The 17333-nt window shown below is 41.5% G+C and carries 22 protein-coding genes; 6 read left to right on the forward strand and 16 right to left on the reverse strand.

The genetic code is table 11. The annotated features are described in order from the left end of the window. Positions 1-51 precede the first annotated feature (51 nt). The 6 genes from ACJ9PY_RS16945 to spoIIM form a co-directional block, all read right to left on the reverse strand. Entirely contained in the window at positions 52-864 is an 813-nt protein-coding gene (locus ACJ9PY_RS16945) for a purine-nucleoside phosphorylase (RefSeq protein WP_048680164.1), read from the reverse strand. After that, on the reverse strand, positions 865-2067 hold the full coding sequence (gene deoB / locus ACJ9PY_RS16950; RefSeq protein WP_063575716.1) for a phosphopentomutase: 1203 nt from the start codon (positions 2065-2067) through the stop codon (positions 865-867). Positions 2068-2363: 296 nt separating this feature from the next. Then, the gene (gene xerD, locus ACJ9PY_RS16955) at positions 2364-3257 is read right to left on the reverse strand and encodes a site-specific tyrosine recombinase XerD (RefSeq protein WP_034308151.1); all 894 of its coding nucleotides are present in this window, start codon (positions 3255-3257) and stop codon (positions 2364-2366) included. A 5-nt stretch (positions 3258-3262) separates the two neighbouring features. Then, on the reverse strand, positions 3263-3490 hold the full coding sequence (locus ACJ9PY_RS16960) for a YqzK family protein (RefSeq protein WP_034308153.1): 228 nt from the start codon (positions 3488-3490) through the stop codon (positions 3263-3265). 168 nt (positions 3491-3658) lie between these two features. Further along, the gene (locus ACJ9PY_RS16965) at positions 3659-4108 is read right to left on the reverse strand and encodes a Fur family transcriptional regulator (protein WP_034311309.1); all 450 of its coding nucleotides are present in this window, start codon (positions 4106-4108) and stop codon (positions 3659-3661) included. A gap of 119 nt (positions 4109-4227) precedes the next feature. Then, the gene (spoIIM, locus tag ACJ9PY_RS16970; protein WP_057278761.1) at positions 4228-4875 is read right to left on the reverse strand and encodes a stage II sporulation protein M; all 648 of its coding nucleotides are present in this window, start codon (positions 4873-4875) and stop codon (positions 4228-4230) included. Positions 4876-5014: 139 nt separating this feature from the next. On the opposite strand from spoIIM, the gene ACJ9PY_RS16975 reads away from it, so the two are divergent. Continuing rightward, positions 5015-5578, forward strand: coding sequence for a GNAT family N-acetyltransferase (locus ACJ9PY_RS16975; protein ID WP_057278762.1), 564 nt, complete (start codon positions 5015-5017; stop codon positions 5576-5578). 36 nt (positions 5579-5614) lie between these two features. On the opposite strand, the gene ACJ9PY_RS16980 is transcribed toward ACJ9PY_RS16975, so the two are convergent. Both ACJ9PY_RS16980 and ACJ9PY_RS16985 read right to left on the reverse strand, forming a co-directional pair. Beyond that, positions 5615-6796, reverse strand: a complete 1182-nt coding sequence (locus ACJ9PY_RS16980) for an endonuclease Q family protein (RefSeq protein WP_411738613.1) — start codon at positions 6794-6796, stop codon at positions 5615-5617. Then, positions 6797-7348: an NUDIX hydrolase gene (locus ACJ9PY_RS16985; RefSeq protein WP_034308163.1), complete on the reverse strand. Its 552-nt coding sequence runs from the start codon at positions 7346-7348 to the stop codon at positions 6797-6799. A 75-nt stretch (positions 7349-7423) separates the two neighbouring features. Here ACJ9PY_RS16985 and mciZ point away from each other — a divergent pair, with 75 nt between their 5' ends. The 3 genes from mciZ (at position 7424) to ACJ9PY_RS17000 (ending at position 9217) form a co-directional block, all read left to right on the forward strand. Further along, complete coding sequence (mciZ, locus tag ACJ9PY_RS16990) at positions 7424-7585, forward strand: Z-ring formation inhibitor MciZ (RefSeq protein ID WP_082854579.1); 162 nt, start codon at positions 7424-7426, stop codon at positions 7583-7585. A 56-nt stretch (positions 7586-7641) separates the two neighbouring features. Next, the gene (locus ACJ9PY_RS16995) at positions 7642-8550 is read left to right on the forward strand and encodes an aldo/keto reductase (protein WP_187049719.1); all 909 of its coding nucleotides are present in this window, start codon (positions 7642-7644) and stop codon (positions 8548-8550) included. Positions 8551-8791: 241 nt separating this feature from the next. Then, positions 8792-9217, forward strand: a complete 426-nt coding sequence (locus ACJ9PY_RS17000; protein WP_034308168.1) for an Ohr family peroxiredoxin — start codon at positions 8792-8794, stop codon at positions 9215-9217. 45 nt (positions 9218-9262) lie between these two features. Here the strand turns inward: ACJ9PY_RS17000 and ACJ9PY_RS17005 are convergent, their stop codons facing one another. Together ACJ9PY_RS17005 and ACJ9PY_RS17010 are read right to left on the reverse strand one after the other, a co-directional pair. Beyond that, positions 9263-9700, reverse strand: a complete 438-nt coding sequence (locus ACJ9PY_RS17005; RefSeq protein ID WP_057278765.1) for a MarR family winged helix-turn-helix transcriptional regulator — start codon at positions 9698-9700, stop codon at positions 9263-9265. Positions 9701-9843: 143 nt separating this feature from the next. Then, positions 9844-10104 (reverse strand): YqkE family protein, encoded by a 261-nt coding sequence (locus ACJ9PY_RS17010; protein ID WP_063575712.1) that lies wholly within the window; start codon positions 10102-10104, stop codon positions 9844-9846. Positions 10105-10234: 130 nt separating this feature from the next. Here ACJ9PY_RS17010 and ACJ9PY_RS17015 point away from each other — a divergent pair, with 130 nt between their 5' ends. Beyond that, positions 10235-11137 carry an alpha/beta hydrolase gene (locus ACJ9PY_RS17015; RefSeq protein WP_411738614.1) on the forward strand — a complete coding sequence of 301 codons (903 nt, stop codon included), beginning with the start codon at positions 10235-10237 and terminating at the stop codon, positions 11135-11137. Positions 11138-11179: 42 nt separating this feature from the next. Here the strand turns inward: ACJ9PY_RS17015 and ACJ9PY_RS17020 are convergent, their stop codons facing one another. The 3 genes from ACJ9PY_RS17020 to ACJ9PY_RS17030 all read right to left on the reverse strand — a co-directional run bounded on the left by ACJ9PY_RS17020 (position 11180) and on the right by ACJ9PY_RS17030 (position 13312). Further along, positions 11180-11503, reverse strand: coding sequence for an iron-sulfur cluster biosynthesis family protein (locus tag ACJ9PY_RS17020; protein ID WP_034308178.1), 324 nt, complete (start codon positions 11501-11503; stop codon positions 11180-11182). 189 nt (positions 11504-11692) lie between these two features. After that, entirely contained in the window at positions 11693-12025 is a 333-nt protein-coding gene (locus ACJ9PY_RS17025) for a YolD-like family protein (protein ID WP_034308183.1), read from the reverse strand. Positions 12026-12052: 27 nt separating this feature from the next. After that, entirely contained in the window at positions 12053-13312 is a 1260-nt protein-coding gene (locus ACJ9PY_RS17030; RefSeq protein ID WP_057278767.1) for a DNA polymerase thumb domain-containing protein, read from the reverse strand. A 414-nt stretch (positions 13313-13726) separates the two neighbouring features. Between ACJ9PY_RS17030 and ACJ9PY_RS17035 the strand changes: the two genes are divergently transcribed. Beyond that, positions 13727-14386 (forward strand): C40 family peptidase, encoded by a 660-nt coding sequence (locus ACJ9PY_RS17035; protein ID WP_063575710.1) that lies wholly within the window; start codon positions 13727-13729, stop codon positions 14384-14386. Between the two features lie 52 nt (positions 14387-14438). Here the strand turns inward: ACJ9PY_RS17035 and ACJ9PY_RS17040 are convergent, their stop codons facing one another. The 3 genes from ACJ9PY_RS17040 to ACJ9PY_RS17050 form a co-directional block, all read right to left on the reverse strand. After that, positions 14439-14966 carry a DUF3221 domain-containing protein gene (locus ACJ9PY_RS17040; RefSeq protein ID WP_063575709.1) on the reverse strand — a complete coding sequence of 176 codons (528 nt, stop codon included), beginning with the start codon at positions 14964-14966 and terminating at the stop codon, positions 14439-14441. Positions 14967-15115: 149 nt separating this feature from the next. After that, a complete protein-coding gene (locus ACJ9PY_RS17045) occupies positions 15116-15907 on the reverse strand; it encodes an SDR family NAD(P)-dependent oxidoreductase (RefSeq protein ID WP_095678600.1) in 792 nt (263 codons plus the stop codon). 22 nt (positions 15908-15929) lie between these two features. Then, entirely contained in the window at positions 15930-16898 is a 969-nt protein-coding gene (locus ACJ9PY_RS17050) for an MBL fold metallo-hydrolase (RefSeq protein WP_145504700.1), read from the reverse strand. Between the last annotated feature and the right edge of the window lie 435 nt (positions 16899-17333).

Here is a 17333-nt window from a genome sequence, read left to right on the forward strand (position 1 = left end):
TTTTAAAGACACCGATTTTCTTTAGGTGTACTTGTATTTTTTTGGTTCGTTTTATATGTCTTTAACGATTTGCTTAACAAATTCAAGAAAACTGCTTTTCACTTTTTCAGTCGTTTCAATTACCTCTTCATGTGACAAAGGCTGATCCAGAATGCCTGCGGCCATATTGGTAAGGCATGAGATTCCGAGCACCTTCATTCCGCTATGCCTTGCTACGATAACTTCCGGGACTGTCGACATACCAACTGCATCCCCGCCAAGGATCCTTGCCATTTTCACTTCTGCCGGTGTCTCATAGGTCGGTCCTGTATTACCGATATAGACACCTTCTTTAATATCCAATCCTAGTGAAGCTGCTATTTTTTTTGCTTGCGTCCGAAGGTCTTTATTATAAGCTTCCGACATATCAGGGAATCTAGGGCCGAAACGCTCTTCATTAGGACCAATCAATGGGTTTGCCCCCATTAAATTAATATGATCCGTAATGAGCATCAAGTCACCTGGTTGATAGCTTTCATTAACGCTTCCGGCAGCATTCGTTACGATTAACTGTTCAACACCAAGAAGTTTCATTACACGGACAGGGAAAGTGACCTTCTCCATGGAGTAACCCTCATAAAAGTGGAAACGTCCTTGCATCGCGACAACCTTTTTGCCACTTAATTGTCCAATGACAAGCTGTCCAGCGTGTCCTTCAACAGTCGATACTGGGAATTCCGGGATTTCGTGGTAAGGAATCGTTATCGGATTTTCAATTTCATCCGCCAATACTCCAAGTCCGGAACCAAGAATCAGTCCTATCTCCGGAGAGCCTTCAATTTTACTTTTTATGAATGACGCAGCTGTCTCTATTTTATTAAACATCTATTTATTCTCCCCTAAATTTAGATCGCCCAATATACTTTTTCCGAAGGCAGGCATTTTCACATCAAAATTAGCAGCGACCGTCGCCCCAATATCTGCAAATGTATCTCTTATCGGGAGTTCGGCACCTTCTGTAAATCGTTTGGAATAGACTAACAATGGTACATATTCACGTGTGTGATCAGTTCCTTCATGGACCGGATCATTCCCGTGATCGGCAGTGATGATCAATAAATCATCCTCTTTCAGTTTATCAAGGACTTCAGGCATACGGGCATCGAATTCTTCCAATGCCTTTCCGTATCCCTCTGGGTCGCGGCGGTGACCGTATAAAGCATCGAAGTCGACTAGATTAAGGAAACTTAACCCTTTGAAATCCTGTTCTACCGTTTGGATTAATTTATCCATTCCATCCATATTGGATACGGTCCTTAATGATTCAGTGACACCTTCCCCATCAAAGATATCCGAGATCTTCCCGATTGCAAGGACATCATATCCAGAATCTTTCAATTCATCCATTACTGTCCGATCGAACGGTTTCAATGCATAATCATGACGGTTAGGCGTTCTTTTGAAGTTGCCTGGTTCACCAGTGAACGGTCTGGCAATAACGCGTCCAACCTTGAACTCATCAGCCATTGTCACTTCACGGGCAATTTCACAAATCTTGTATAATTCGTCTATCGGGACGATATCTTCATGTGCAGCAATCTGTAATACGGAATCAGCTGATGTATATACAATCAGCGCACCCGTTTTCATATGTTCCTCGCCAAGCCTCTCAATGATTTCCGTGCCGCTCGCCGGGACATTCCCAATAATTCCCCGACCCATTTTCGCCTCGAGTTCATTGACTAATAATTCCGGGAAACCATCTGGAAATACACGGAATGGAGTCGATATATTCAACCCCATGATTTCCCAATGTCCAGTCATCGTATCTTTTCCTGTAGAGGCTTCCTTCATTTTCGTATAGTATGCGAGAGGTTGCTGAGCTTTTTCAATTCCCTTGATTTCACGGATATTGCCTAAACCCAATTTTGCGAGAGTCGGCATGTTCAATCCGTTCATTTTTTCTGCGATATGGCCGAGTGTATCCGCACCTTTATCGCCGAATAAATCTGCATCAGGTGCTTCGCCAATCCCAACTGAATCCATAACTATTACAAATATTCGTTTAAATGCTGAATTCCCTTTCATGAGTCATTCCTCCTAAAATAGTAAATCACTTTTTATACTCTCTATAATACCCTTATTCTGCTCAGTTACTCTTCATTTAAATGAAATCGCAAGAACGTCAGAAGTCTGACCTCTCTACATTGTAAACGATTACCATGATGGAGACAAATAATATATTTCGGAATGAAACAAAGTGCCATAAGATGTGCGTTAGAATCATCAGCATCCCTTATAGCCGTCTCGCCGACACAGAAAAGGCTGCTCCTTCAACTGCCTTGCAGTTAAATTCACAACCTTTCTATCATTCTATTAATCCTTTAAGCTCGCGGATGGAATTTTGAATAGACATCCTTGATCCGTACGTTCGTAATATGTGTATAAATTTGAGTTGTCGAAATATCCGCATGACCAAGCATTTCTTGGACGGCACGTAAATCAGCCCCATTCATCAATAGATGTGTCGCGAAAGAATGTCTCAGTGTATGTGGTGTAATTTCTTTTTCAATTTGTGCGGATTTTACAAGTTTTTTTAGAATCTTCCAAAATCCCTGCCTTGTCAGCCTGTTTCCATGATGATTCAAAAAAAGCGAATCTGTCCTGTGCTTGGGGCTGGCCATTTTCCCCCGGGAACTTTCCAAATAATGTTCAATCGCACCCAATGCAGTTTGTCCAATCGGAATGATCCTCTCTTTATTTCCTTTCCCTACACAACGGACAAAACCCATCGATGCATGGACATCACTCACATCCATGGATATCAACTCACTGACACGCATACCCGTCGCATACATCAGTTCGAGCATTGCCTTATCGCGTAAGCCGAATTCATCCATTTTCTTCGGGGCTTCCAATAGTGCTTCAACCTCTTCCATGCTTAATACCTTTGGAAGGCTTCGTTCCGGTTTTGGCGTTTCTATATGTATGGACGGATCCTGATTTGTTACTCTTTCCCTTAGAAGAAATTGATGAAAAGACCGAATGGAAGCTATATGACGCGCCACCGTCTTCGATGACTTCCCTTGATCCTTTAACTGCACGAGAAAATGCAGGATGTTCACCCGCCGCGAATCATTCCAATCTTCAATGGTTTCAACATCTTTCAGAAAGCTCCAATATGATCTTAAGTCACGCTCATACGAGACGAGCGTATTCTTGGCAAGTCCTTTTTCAATGGTTAAAAAATGAATGAAATCCCTAATTTGATTCTCCATATTCATTACTCCCCGTTTAAATAAAACAACATTAGGCGTTCAAGCCATGCATCATCACCCGTATCAACAGCCTTCGATACTTTTACAGCCATGCCTTTCGGTTCATCATAACGATGATAACTTTGATATTCCTGATTTAACCATACCATTCCTATATAAAAAAGAACAGTGAAGCTAACAAAGAGAATCATCACTTTAGCCGTGTGCAAAATAAGCGATAATGATGTTTTCATCCTTTCCCCTCCCATTCGACCCTTTGTATCAATCTATGCCCAACAGGACAAGTTTTATACGTATTTCGGAAAGGAGAGAAAACAAAAACAGCTCTTACTTGAGAAAACCAGCTATTAAAATGCAGAAAACCTTCTCCATTAAATGGAAAAGGTCCGTCTTCATTCACCTTAATTTTCTTCTTTGTCATGACATCGATGACAAATGCCATGAAAGGTTAATCTATGGTCTTTTATCTTGAAGTTCCAGTCGCGTTCCACAATGTCTTCTACGTCTTCAAGTAGGTCTTCCTGGATTTCATCTACCGCACCACATTCCACACAAACAAGATGATGATGGAAATGCGCAGCTCCTTCTTGTCTTAAATCATAACGGGAAACCCCGTCTCCAAAGTTAATTTTATCTACTATTTTCAATTCAGTCAGCAACTCTAGCGTACGGTAAACTGTTGCCAATCCAATTTCCGGCGACTTTTCTTTGACAAGGAGGTAAACGTCTTCTGCGCTTAAATGATCCTCTTCATGCTCAAGTAAAACGCGGACGGTCGCTTCTCGCTGAGGCGTTAATTTGTAGCTGGACGAGTGTAACTGCTTTTTTATCCTATCAATTCTGTTTTCTATTTCCATACCTAATATTCCCTCCCGCGCCGCTATCTTATCCATTATATCAAAAGAGGGAAAACTGTCAAAATAGATTTCTTGTTAATGATAAAAAAATTTGCGGGAACGGTATATATCCATCAATGACCCAATAAACTTACGACATTTTTCATTAAAGAAGGGGATAGGTACGCTTCAAATGCAGCAGCCGTAATCAAGAATAACCCTGACAAAACCAATGAGAAAATATACCGTGAAATTATCGGCTTCAGCGGCTCACGAATCTGCTTAAGGAAAATCCGGCTGATCATTTTCATGGATAGTGAAACGGCAAGGACGGTTATTACGATGAATATCGGGACGATGAATATATTTTGGGGCAGAATAGCGACAAACGATAATAAGAACCCGCTCCATCCCATTTGATTGACTAAAAAGCCGACCGTGAATCCAACGACCATCCCTTTTATAAATAACAAAACCAGGATGACAGGCAAACCGATGACCGATATTCCGAGAATCCAGATGACCCCGATATATTTTATATTATGCATAATACTTTGGCTGAACATATCATGCGAAGATGCAAATTCACCTTTGGATACTTGTCCGAAAAATTGCGATAAATAATAGAACAAGTCTTCCTTTTGGGTAAAGCTCAAACTATTCACCAATATTGCCCCAAAAATGACACCCATCAAAAAAAGCACAGTGATAAAGACATATAATGAGGAATGTTCGTTAATATGTTTCATTACGGCATTTTGTACGACAGATTTTTTTTTCATCTTTCATCCTCCCAACTCCGCTTACTAGAATCTATGTTTTCACTCTTTCATTTATGCTAAGAAAACTTTCCCCTTCAGCCGAACACATTGAACCTAATTTATGTTATAATTTTCCACATTAATGAGATGGAGGCAGGATATGAAAGCTATATTAATGGATTTTCCCGAAAGAATTGAAACCCCTCGATTATATCTAAGACCTTGTCAGCCTGGCGATGGCCTGGACCTTTACGAAGCCATTGTCCATTCTAAACCTGAATTGAAACAGTGGCTGCCGTTTGCCCATCAAGATGTTTCTTTGGAAACTTCTGAACAGAACGTCCTTAAGGCCTTTGCGGACTTTATTTTAAAAGAGGATATCAGACTCCATATTTATAGGAAAGAAGACGATCAATTCATCGGCTCCACTGGTCTGCACCGAATCAACTGGGATATTCCTAAATTCGAAATTGGCTATTGGATTGATACGAGATTCAGTAAACTGGGCTACATAACGGAGACAGTGGAAAAGTTAACTAAATTCGCCTTTTACCATTACGGTGCAAAACGGGTCGAAATCCGCTGTGACCCTAATAATATTGCCAGCAAACGGATTCCCGAGAAGCTGGGGTTCACCCTTGAAGGAATTTTGCGTAATGACTGCCTTAGTGCAGACGGCATGGAAGTGCGGGACACCTCCATTTATGCAAAAACAACAAATTAAAAAAATCCTGACAGATCTCATCTGTCAGGACTTTTTTCAGGTTAATTCCTTTTTGACCTTTCCGTACTTTCCTCCGCCCCCCACTTCAAAAGAAAGCGTCCCTTTTCTGGCAGAATCGATGTAGACCGCCAATTTTTCAGGAACGATTTCCATTAGCTGTTCAAGCGTAACTTCATGAAGGATATTCATCTCTGTTCCAAATGCCACCAGCAGTTTTTCCATGGATTTAGGTCCGAGTCCCGGGATGAAGTCGAGTGGCACTTGATGGATATACGGCGGCCTTTCCTTTCCGTCTCTTCTGTCCATCCCGGAAACGGAGAGTTCTTCAATCCTGGCCGATACCCCTTTAATAATGGATTTATTACCACACTCAGGACATTGTTCACTATCCCTCAATACCTGATGTAAGCACCCTGAACATACGGTTTGATGATACTTTCCCAATAAGGGGTTCAATCCATAATTAACGGTCACCTTGCGATTCCCTGTTTCTTTAAGGGCTTTTGCCAGCTCATTGAAACTTGGTTCTTCAAGCAGGACTTTTTGATATTCACGAGCGATTTTCCCAAGCGAATGCGCATCGGAATTTGTTACGAATACATAGGAGTCCAACTCCTCGATATCCTTGACCATTTCTGTATCCGAACTTAAACCAAGCTCGATGGCATCAATTAGCTCCGGATCGAATACTTCAGTCAGACTGGATCGCACCCCTTTTCCATATAAGCTTTTAAATGGGGTGAAAACATGTGCCGGGATAAACAGGCCGCCCAGTGACTTCACGATTTTTTGCAGCGTTCTTCCATCACAATAAATCCTTTGGGAGCTCAAGGTGATATTTTTAACATGTCCGCTCATCCATGAGGAGAATTCCTTCATCGCTTTTAAAGTGGGAAAATAGGCGAGAACATGGATCGGTCCATTACAATTTTGATCATAAATTTCAATCTCCGAGCCCGGAATGATGGTTGTATTCTTGTATTGAAGTCCGCCTTCAGTCTTTTCCGTGATTTCGCCATCAAGAATCCCCGCTTCAATCTCTTCGATAATTTCAGGAGAATGACAATCGATTATCCCGATTAGATCAAGGCCCTTCCTTTCACTTGCCACTTGCAGCACATTGCTGAAGGTTAACGTTTTAGCACCTGTTATTTTCACGGCCCTTCCGCTTCTCGTTCTGCCTATATGGATATGCAGGTCAGCGTAAAACTCTTTCATTTATGATGTCATCGCCTTTTTCAACTGCAGATACTGAACTGCATATGCCGTTTTAGCATCCTGGATCTTCCCTTCATCCATATAAGTTTGAGCTTCCTCCAGCGTGAGTTCCAGCATTTCGACAAATTCATCTTCATCCAGCGGTGCCGCATTTTCTTTCTTTTTCAAATTGTGGGCCACATACAGGTGGACCAATTCATCGGCGAAACCTGGGGATGTATAGAAGGATATGATGTGCTCCATTTTTTCACATTCATAACCTGTTTCCTCTTCCAGCTCCCGTTTAGCCGACAGAACCGGTTCTTCGCCTTTTTCAAGCTTCCCTGCAGGGATTTCCACCAAGCTTCTTTCCAGCGCTTTACGGTACTGTTCAACCATGATGATTTTATTTTCTGACGTGAGAGCTATGACGGCAACGGCTCCCGGATGCTTGATTATTTCACGTTTACCCGTTTTCCCATCAGGAAGCTCTACATCATCCACTTGCAGGCTGATTACTTTTCCTGTGAAGATTTTTTCCGAAGACAGCGTTTTTTCTTCAAATTTTTTCATCGTGACCACTCCTCTGTTCTAATTGCAGCATGATTCCTCATACATTTTACCATAATAGAGATGGAGGGCGATTTAATGAAAGTTTACGTATTGGAAAAAAGCGTTACTTTATCCGGAAAGAGCTGGGAAATTATTCAAAAACTAAAGCAATTACAAAATCAATATGTTTATGTCAATGATTGGATTGCCGACATTCACGATCAGGTGCCACCCACTCCTTTAAAACGGATCAAGTGAATTCTTTGAGTGAAATGGATTTCTCCTTTACAATGAATGTAAAGGGAGTGGATAACATGAAAAAACGCAGACTAGGAAATTCTGACTTGCTAGTTTCTGAAATCGGGCTTGGATGCATGTCACTGGGGACTGTTGAAAATCAGGCATCCGAAATCATACAGGCCGCTTTAAATGAAGGAATCAATTATTTCGATACGGCCGATTTATATGATTTCGGTATGAATGAAGAAATCGTCGGAAAGAATTTAAAATCGGTCCGCGATAAGGTATACATAGCCACCAAGGTCGGAAACCGCTGGAATGAAAATAAAGATTCCTGGAGCTGGGATCCATCCGGCGCTCATATTAAAACGGCAGTAAAAGATAGCTTAAAGCGATTGGGGACTGATTATATTGACCTATATCAGTTACATGGCGGCACCCTTTCAGACAATATCGAAGAAACGGTAGAAGCATTTGAAGATTTAAAAAAAGAAGGCTATATCCGATATTATGGAATTTCCTCGATTCGTCCGAATGTCATCAAGGAATTCACTGAAAAGTCTGAGCTTGATTCCGTGATGATGCAGTTTAATCTGCTCGACCGCCGCCCAGAAGAGTGGCTGTCCCTTTTAGCCAACAAACAGATCAGCGTGATCGCCCGTGGGCCCCTTGCCAAAGGGCTGCTCAGTGAAAAAATGCTTGAAAAGGCAAATGAGGATGGATACCTTGACTATAGCTATCACGAACTTAAAGATTTGCTTCCGCAAATAAAGGACAAACTTTCCGATAGGAAGTTGAATGAAACGGCACTTCAATATGTATTGTCCCATCAAAGCGTAGCTACCGTTGTTCCAGGAGCAAGCTCAGTACAGCAGCTACGTGATAACTGCCAAGCTGCCAACAGCCCTTCACTGTCCACAACCGAGTTGGATATCCTGAAGCGGTTGACCAAAGTGAACAAATATGAAAGTCACCGGAATTAAAAAAGAAATGTCAGGACAAACCTTTAGGCTGCTCTATCTCCGTTTAACCAACGGGATAGTCAGCCTTTTTCCGTTCCATCTTTTTTTCGCCTTCTTTACCCAACTTCAAGTTTCCGATCATTCTAATTCCTTCCAAAACCCATTTAACGGTTTTAAACTTATCATTGGACATCCTAAAATTAATGTTGTACAATTCAGTTGTGCACAATCAAAAATAAAAAAAGATAAGGGAGAAAAAATGATGACAAAAACATTATTTACAACGTCTGTAACAGTCGATGGCGGAAGAGAAGGAACGGCAATTTCTGCTGACGGCAACTTCACGGTTGATATTGCGATGCCTGGAACACCAAGGGCTAAACAGATGCCTGAAGCATCTAATCCGGAACAGCTTTTTGCAGCTGGATATGCTGCATGTTTTGATAGTGCTTTGCAATCAGTTGGTAAAATTGAACGCGTTTCTTTCGATTCAAAAGTCACCGCAAGCGTCAGTCTATTGATGGGTGAGATGCATCAGTACAGCTTGGCTATAACTTTGGCTGTGAAGGGATCCGGGGTCGACAAGGAGACATTCGAAACCCTTGTTCATAAAGCGCATCAAATGTGTCCTTATTCAAAAGCAATCAACGGCAATGTGGACGTCGCCTTTGAAATAGATGTAGATTAAATCCGACAAATAGACGCTTGGGGAACCCCAAGCGTCTTTTCTTTGCTAAAATTGCTGTAAAGTTTTCAATAGTTGGAGCAGTGAAGCTTTTAAATCCTCGACCACCTTCTTATCCTCACCCGACATTGCCGAAATGCGATCGGGAATGAAACAGGCCTCTGCCTGTAAACCAAGTCCCTTTTCCGTCAGCTTAATCATGACAGACCGTTCATCTTCAGTGGAACGTTCACGGACAATCAAGCCATTCTGCTCCATTCGTTTCAACATGGGGGTAAGCGTTCCTGAGTCGAGGGCAAGGAGCTCCCCAAGTTTTTTTACTGTAAGTGTATCCTGTTCCCATAATAGAAGCAGAACAAGATATTGAGGATATGTCACTTCAAGTTTATCAAGCAACGGTTTATATTTCTTCGTCATTTCCCGCGAACTTGCATAAAGCAGGAAACATAATTGGTCTTCCAGCACTTTTTCTATTTTATTTTGCATCCCATCACCAGCTAATAGTAGTCCATCCGATATGAAAGCATTTCGAACTTATCTTTAATATAATCGTTATACTTTATAAAATAAAGGAATTCCTGAACAGAAAAAGGGAGCCAGCCCTTTTAAAATTTTAACTGCTCCCTGTTCTATTTATAGTTCTTCCAGTTCAGATTGCTTTCACCCAATAGTTCTTCGAATGATTTATTCTTTTCCCGCTGCTTTCTTTCTTCACGTTTTTTTTCTTCTTCCGCTTCCCTTTTCTCTTGTTCAGCCTCATTAAGTTCTTTTTGCTTTTGACGAAGCTGGGACATGATATCTTGATTGATCATATCACCGAGTTTCAATGAAGATGAATCTTTATCTTGGTTTTTGCTTTGACTTTGTTTTCGCGGCTGTTTCTTTTTCATCCTTAAAACCTCCTGGCCATTTATGAAATAATTATATCACGACTGCCGTTTTCCTCATCATGGTTTTCAAACAGTGTTTTCCCATTTCCCTCATGGTAAAATAAAGAAAATCATTCGAGGAGGTCCTTTCATGAAGAAATGGTGGTTTACACTGGCTGGAATCCTAGCGTATATCATCGGCGTCGGCCTTTATTTTTCCAATCGGATCATGTATATGAAAAAGAAGGAAGATGATTTTATCCAAAATCGTGAAATCATGGCTAAACGCCTGATCACGGAGGATTTTGATAATCTGCCTAAATCGGAAATTTGGGTATCGTCACCATCCGGATATTCCTTGAAATGCTTGTTTATCGAACCCCATGACACCAAAAAGTGGGTGGTCATTTCTCATGGTGTGACGGAGAACAAAGTCAATTCGATTAAGTACATGAACATTTTTCTTAAGCGGGGCTTCAATGCGATCATTTATGACCACCGCCGGCATGGGGATTCCGGTGGCAAGACGAGCAGTTATGGACATTATGAAAAATTCGACCTGAAGGCCGTAATCGATGAATTGAAAAGACGTAAAGGGCCCGACCTTCATATTGGCATTCATGGAGAATCCATGGGGGCCGTAACCCTGCTTTTATATGCCGGAATGCTTGAAGATGGTGCTGATTTTTACATTGCCGACTGTCCATTTTCAAACTTCGAGGATCAGATCAAACACAAGCTCAAGCATGAAGTCCCATTTCCTTCTTGGACCGTATTTCCGCTCGGGCGTACGTTCATCAAACTCCGTGACGGATATTGGACCAATGAAGTGTCCCCAATCGATTATATGAAAAATATCCTAAAACCCGTGCTCTTCATCCATAGTGAAAATGACAGTTTCATTCCCGCTTCCATGACAGCGGAATTATATGCAGCAAAAGAGGGCCCAAAACAGCTGTACATCGCTAAAAAAGGGGCCCACGCTCAATCTTATAATGAAAATCCAAAAGAATACGAAGATCAAATCGATCAGTTTCTAAAAAAACTTGTCTGAGAAGAAAAGAGAGGGTGTCCACGATCCCCTCTTTTGCTTTAGTTAGATTTTATTAAAAAAGCTCATCCTCGGATTTAAGATTTGATTCGGACTTTTTAATTGAAAGCTGTTCGCTTCCGGAACAAAATCTATTTTCATGACTTCATCAAGAAAAATCATTTTTGATTTCTCAACATATAGCGGAATTCCGTTCGTTTCCACTTTTTCGGTACCTTCTTCAGGTTCGTTGACCCACCATAGCGCCGTCACACCACTTACCACGCAGCCGCAGCCATCAGTATCATATTTCAACTGTAAATATCCTTCTTGTCCCTGTACCTTACCGGCTATTTTCCCAGCCGCTGTTTCCGTCCATTCAATATACATGATTGCTGCCTCCCGATGTCTTTGCATTCCCCCATTATAAACGATAAAAACGTTTCTGTTAAAGAAACTGCCTGCTTCCATATACAAGATCTGCCCTCGCGGAAATCACTTTCCTCATGGACCGTTCTAACAACATGATGCCGTTTCGAAAATGAAAGGCTGTCCCTTGGGGAACAGCCCTTCCGCTCATCATTCCATTATCCTTACATCCGCTATATCGGAAAGCCTGATATAGTGAGCCTGCTCAAACCGGTCAACGATATGAAGCTTTTGGGTGAGCTCATTATAATAATGGATCCTGCCGATTAACAGCTGATACCGGTTTCCTTCATAATGAGCAATCGTGACATCCTTTCTTTCCTCCATCGCTTCCCCCATTACCGCATTCATTTCTTCCAGTTGCTGTTCATCCAGGATGCGCTTCGTTTCATAGCCATCCTCCACCGCCCAATCACGGAGCATCTTCACATGTTCCGGCAACATCATCGATGTCCATTTGATACGGCCGCGATCACGAATCATTTCTTTTCCCTCCTTTCAAAGTCAGCCTTACGCCTTATGCCCACCAAGCAGCTTGCTTCGGTATACGGCTGTACCTGCTTCTGTATACGAAACGGCACGCAATAACGATTTGGCTCCATATTTGTGGCGGATTCGATCAACCGTGTAACTCAATTCCCGCTTCTTCCAGCGCGAAGCATCAAATAAAGTCAGCTGCATTTCATTATCATCCACAATATTCGAGAGTCTGACCTCTATGCTTCGAACCGTTTTTTGCTTATAGTTCTCATGGAAAAGCTCCAGGCAAACTTTATATAACTCCATCGTGATGTTGGTCGGTTCGTTAATCGAACGCGAACGATGGAAACCTCCGCCAAACTCATCCTTGCTGTAACCAATGCCTAGGCTCACCGTTCTTCCTGCCTTACGATGGGTGCGTGCCCTTCTTCCAACTTCTTCGCAAATTTCCAGCATGACCTGCTTTACCTCATGCTCATCCTTATAATCCCGCAGCAGGATTTGACTTTTGCCGAAGCTGACCTGCCCTTCGATGATCGCTGCCCCCATATCGGATAAATCTATTCCCCAGGCATGGTGGTAAAGCTGATTGCCCATAATTCCAAACTTCGCTTCAAGTAATTCAAGATCATAATTGGCAAGCTGCCCAACCGTAAATATACCCATTCCATGAAGGGTTTTTTCTACGCGCCTGCCGATCCCCCACATTTCACGAAGCGGAGAAATCGGCCAAAGTTTGCTTGGCACATCCTCATACTTCCATTCCGCAATCCCTTTATGTTTGGCTTCCAAATCAAGGCAAAGTTTTGCCATGAGCATATTCGGTCCAATTCCAATGGCACAGGGGAGCTGTAATTCCCGTTCAATTTCATCTTTTATCTTTTCAGCTATCATGCGGGCATCTCCCCATAAAGAAGCAGCACCATCGACTTTCACAAAACTTTCGTCCACACTATATACGTGAATCGCTTCTTTTGGCACATAACGGTTGAACAAGCGGGTGATTTCCGTCGAAACCCTTAAATAAGTCGCCATTTTAGGTTCAACGACGACAATCCTCGGGTCATTCGGGATTTCAAACATCCGCGAACCTGTCTTGATGCCAAATTCCTTCTTCATCTTTGGAGAAGCCGCGAGCACAATGCTCCCTGTCCTCTCCAAATCACCAACCACCGCCAAATAACAATCAAGCGGGTCCAGACCAAGCATGACCGCTGAACAGCTTGCATAAAAACTTTTCATATCGATACACATAATTGATTGTTTCGGCATCGTCCCATAATCCATCATTTCTTCACCCTAACAAGAATATACGTTCGCTTTATTATATTCATAACTTTAACCGAATATACGTTCTTATTCAATGGAAGTTTTCATACAAATTTCTACTTTTTATTGTAATTTCCTTGAAAAATATAATAGATACTAAAAATGGATAAAATACCAAATTTAAACTGAATATCCAAATTGTTTTTTTGAAAAAGATTAATTGGTAGCTTGAATAATTTTAAGTAGGTCCATATGCTCGGTTTTTTAAAATTCCCCCACCCTTTTCAACAGACTTTCGTCTACTTGGAAGTCAGTCTTAATGCTCATTTTTTGTAATGAAACTGTAACCAAAATTATGTCTATTTGTCATAATGGTATTGTAGGATAATATTGTTAAGAAATAATAGAGAGATAGATAGAGAGGAAATGAAAATTATGAAGAAATGGATCGCTTCAGCTGCTGTTGCATCTGCCATGATGCTAACCCCACTGCAAGCCTTTGCCAATATTGGAGACCAAACCCTCAGACCCGGAATGACACATAGTGATGTCAAACAACTACAACAACTATTAAAAACCAAAGGTTATTTCACATATTCAGGTTCACTGACTACATATTACGGCACCTATTCTGTATCTGCAGTAAAAAAATTCCAAAAAGCCAAAGGGTTGACTGTTGATGGAATTGCTGGCCGAGGCACATTTAATGCGCTTGGTGTTTATAATGTCAATAATACTAGCTTGATCAGCTATGCAAAAACCTTAATAGGCAAACCCTACAAATGGGGCGGAACAACACCGACTGGATTTGACTGCTCAGGCTTCGTCTATTACGTATTCCAGAAATCTCAAGGAATTACCTTACCGCGTACAACATCCTTGCTCTATTCCAATACAGGTTTAAAAGTATCTTCACCAGCTAAAGGTGATCTTGTATTCTTTGATACTTCTTCTGGAAGAACAGGAGTATCCCATGTTGGGATCTATATCGGAAATGGCCAATTCATTAGTGCTACGTCTTCTAAAGGAATAACCATTACGGATATGGATAATTCTTATTGGAAACCAAAATATTTAGGTGCGAAAACTTTATAAAATCCAGGACAAACAGCCGGACAGAATTTCAAAGTGATTCAGTCCGGCTGTTTTATTTTATATATAATATTTCATCCGTTACATCCTCAACTGTCACAATGAATGAAGAATCCAAGTTGGAACGATTCATCATTTCGATATTATAAACATGCTCTGAGGGTAAATGGACGACTTCGAGAACCATGAATCGCTGACTTTCCGCTTTGCTGACATGATCGAGAGCAGCAATGACCGCCCTTTGTTCGGCTAAGCTGTTTTCATCCGTCAAAACAAGAATCAATTCAGCTTCCGCTTTCCCAGGAAATGATTTCTTCACCCCGCCCCGGTGCCATGGTTTCACTTTCATCCCGATTTCCAGTTCGGAATAATCGAGGTCATTACCATGTTGATCTTGAATATATGTATCATTGGTCACCTTATAGTACGTCCCTTTAATCAAAATCCTCTTATCGTCAAGATCCGTAATGAAACCTTCTTCCCCTTTATCAATGGATTCATCCATGTTCCAATCGGGGGATTGACAGCTGCCCAGTATAAAGGCGACGAATAAATATATATAAAGGTTTACAATCATCTTCATGAAAATCCCTCCTAATAGAAATAGACGGATTCCCCATGAAAAAGTTACCCATTCATATGATAACTTCGCTTAATTCAAAAGGGGAATGTCATCGACATTCCCCTTTACCTATTATTGGACCATTTTTCGTCTGGGATCGAAAGACTAGCCTACTTTTTAAAAAATGCTTTTTTTCCTAATGTTTCGGTGATCTTCGGAAACATGTTATACCATTTCCCAGCTAAATTCATCCAGCCAGGGAGATTGATTTCCCTCTTGTTGGTCAGCATCGCCGCTACGATTTTAGCAGCGACATCTCCAGGCTTAAGCATGAATTTTTCAACGTTCTTTAAGTATGTACCTGATTCATCCGCAATGTTAAAGAAATTCGTTTCTATAGGGCCAGGATTGACTGTGGTCACAAAAACATGATCTTCCATCAGTTCGAGCCGAAGTGCGTTTGAATAGCCAAGAACTGCGAACTTGGTAGAAGAGTACAATGTTGATTTAGGAGTGGCGATTTTACCGGCCTGTGAAGCGATATTGATGATATGCCCCGATTTTCTCTGCTTCATATACGGCAGAACCAGCTTTGTGCAGGCCATTAAGCCAATGACGTTGACAGCAAACATTGCTTTCGTTTCATTTAATTCCGTATCCTGCGCTTCTTTAAACGTGCCGAAACCAGCATTGTTGACCAACACATCCACTTCACCTATTTGCTCATGGATGTCATTAAAAACATTTGTCACCTGATCAGTGTCTGCAACATCAAGCTTATAGGCATATGCATCAATCCCATATTGGGTGATCAGTTCATTCTTTAGTAGCAGTAATTTATCCATGCTTCTGGCCAAGAGGACGAGACGGCCTCCCTGTTTTGCACTTTGAATGGCAACTTCCTTGCCAATCCCTCCGGAAGCACCGGTAATAACAATAACTTTACCTTGTAACTTATTCAAAAAAAGCGGCCTCCTTCGAACATTAAGCGATTGAATACAGAATGACCCCTGATTGGATTTCTGTTTGGACTTCACCCAAGTCTTCTAAATAGTCCAGCTGACCGACCGTTTCCGAAAGTGTGAGGCCCACTTCCTGAAGGTATACTTTCGGAAATAACTGCTGACACACTTCAAAGACAGATAAAGGCTTATCTTGGAGCATGCTTTTCACCTGCATGGCACGGTTATGCTGCCGATCGAATCTATATTGAATCAAGTCTGCAACTTCATCTCCTGCCACTTCAGATCCATGTCCTGAGTAAACAGTGGATATGGGGAAATCCAATAATTTTTGAAGTGATGCATTATATTGCAGTAACGGACGAGGCCTCATGCCTCCAGGGAGTAAAGGTGGTTCCATTAATGGATTAGGTGAAATCTTGGCAAGCAAGTGATCGCCAGCGATCATGACCCCGTCACTTTCCCGGTAAAAAGATAAATGGCTTTGCGCATGCCCTGGAGTCTCGATCACTTTCCAGCCTGGAAGACCAGGAAGCTCATCCCCCTCAGCTAAATATCCATGCAGCTTCCGTTCACTAAGGAAACGGATTTCGTCGCGGTTATGGGTCAGTTTATTTTTCAGCTCTTCTGCCACTCCGAACTTTTTGGCATAATCAAGGAAAAAACGATTATGGGTTTCAAGGAATTCATCACTGATAGTCAGCCAGCGCTGATTATTTTTGTGTCCATAAACCGGGATATCCTTTTCAAAGAAATCGAGTGCACCAGCATGATCGGGATGATGATGGGTTAAAATGATTTGTTCGATATCAGTCAGTTTCAGACCTAAATCCCCAAGACCGTTAGTCAAGGCTTCCTTTGAACGTTTGGTTTTCACACCAGTATCGATTAATGTTAAAGCATCCCCTTTAACGACATAAACATTCACATCACCCACTGCAAACGGCGTGGGCAAAGCAATTTTCGCAATATCTCCATTCCAATTCGCCATAATCTTTTCCACCTTAGAAAATTATATTTATATAAATCTTTCTATACGCTAACCAGGATTCTAAGTATAGCTATCATGTATAATTAACATTTTACATGTATTTTAAATCACTGTCATTATTTTCACATAATTCATGTCTACTTTTTATCGTCCATGCATATATTATCATTGACAGAGTACTGATATATCCTTCATAATCACAAGTAATTAAAGACGGCGTGGCATTGATTAAGGCCAAGTAAATTTATGATGGCGTAAAGAGAGTGAAGCTCGGAATGTGCTGAAAGGCTTCATCGCCCCCTCATTATTGAACCTACCTTATGAGCCTTCAGGAAAACCTGACGTAATTCCCGCGTTAGAGGAATCAAGTGCAGCTTTTCTGTATTTATTATGGAAAAGTTGAACAAAGGTGGTACCACGGAAGCTAGACCTTTC

Origin of the sequence: Peribacillus sp. S4 (assembly GCF_046715815.1) — a bacterium.
Lineage (GTDB): Bacteria > Bacillota > Bacilli > Bacillales > DSM-1321 > Peribacillus > Peribacillus frigoritolerans.

Bases quoted from the DNA above. Each gene is read 5' to 3' on its own strand.
- ACJ9PY_RS16945 (WP_048680164.1), bottom strand. From the start codon at position 864: ATGTTTAATAAAATAGAGACAGCTGCGTCATTCATAAAAAGTAAAATT.
- deoB (WP_063575716.1), bottom strand. From the start codon at position 2,067: ATGAAAGGGAATTCAGCATTTAAACGAATATTTGTAATAGTTATGGAT.
- xerD (WP_034308151.1), bottom strand. From the start codon at position 3,257: ATGGAGAATCAAATTAGGGATTTCATTCATTTTTTAACCATTGAAAAA.
- ACJ9PY_RS16960 (WP_034308153.1), bottom strand. From the start codon at position 3,490: ATGAAAACATCATTATCGCTTATTTTGCACACGGCTAAAGTGATGATT.
- spoIIM (WP_057278761.1), bottom strand. From the start codon at position 4,875: ATGAAAAAAAAATCTGTCGTACAAAATGCCGTAATGAAACATATTAAC.
- ACJ9PY_RS16975 (WP_057278762.1), top strand. From the start codon at position 5,015: ATGAAAGCTATATTAATGGATTTTCCCGAAAGAATTGAAACCCCTCGA.
- ACJ9PY_RS16980 (WP_411738613.1), bottom strand. From the start codon at position 6,796: ATGAAAGAGTTTTACGCTGACCTGCATATCCATATAGGCAGAACGAGA.
- ACJ9PY_RS16985 (WP_034308163.1), bottom strand. From the start codon at position 7,348: ATGAAAAAATTTGAAGAAAAAACGCTGTCTTCGGAAAAAATCTTCACA.
- mciZ (WP_082854579.1), top strand. From the start codon at position 7,424: ATGAAAGTTTACGTATTGGAAAAAAGCGTTACTTTATCCGGAAAGAGC.
- ACJ9PY_RS16995 (WP_187049719.1), top strand. From the start codon at position 7,642: ATGAAAAAACGCAGACTAGGAAATTCTGACTTGCTAGTTTCTGAAATC.
- ACJ9PY_RS17000 (WP_034308168.1), top strand. From the start codon at position 8,792: ATGACAAAAACATTATTTACAACGTCTGTAACAGTCGATGGCGGAAGA.
- ACJ9PY_RS17005 (WP_057278765.1), bottom strand. From the start codon at position 9,700: ATGCAAAATAAAATAGAAAAAGTGCTGGAAGACCAATTATGTTTCCTG.
- ACJ9PY_RS17010 (WP_063575712.1), bottom strand. From the start codon at position 10,104: ATGAAAAAGAAACAGCCGCGAAAACAAAGTCAAAGCAAAAACCAAGAT.
- ACJ9PY_RS17015 (WP_411738614.1), top strand. From the start codon at position 10,235: ATGAAGAAATGGTGGTTTACACTGGCTGGAATCCTAGCGTATATCATC.
- ACJ9PY_RS17020 (WP_034308178.1), bottom strand. From the start codon at position 11,503: ATGTATATTGAATGGACGGAAACAGCGGCTGGGAAAATAGCCGGTAAG.
- ACJ9PY_RS17025 (WP_034308183.1), bottom strand. From the start codon at position 12,025: ATGATTCGTGATCGCGGCCGTATCAAATGGACATCGATGATGTTGCCG.
- ACJ9PY_RS17030 (WP_057278767.1), bottom strand. From the start codon at position 13,312: ATGATGGATTATGGGACGATGCCGAAACAATCAATTATGTGTATCGAT.
- ACJ9PY_RS17035 (WP_063575710.1), top strand. From the start codon at position 13,727: ATGAAGAAATGGATCGCTTCAGCTGCTGTTGCATCTGCCATGATGCTA.
- ACJ9PY_RS17040 (WP_063575709.1), bottom strand. From the start codon at position 14,966: ATGAAGATGATTGTAAACCTTTATATATATTTATTCGTCGCCTTTATA.
- ACJ9PY_RS17050 (WP_145504700.1), bottom strand. From the start codon at position 16,898: ATGGCGAATTGGAATGGAGATATTGCGAAAATTGCTTTGCCCACGCCG.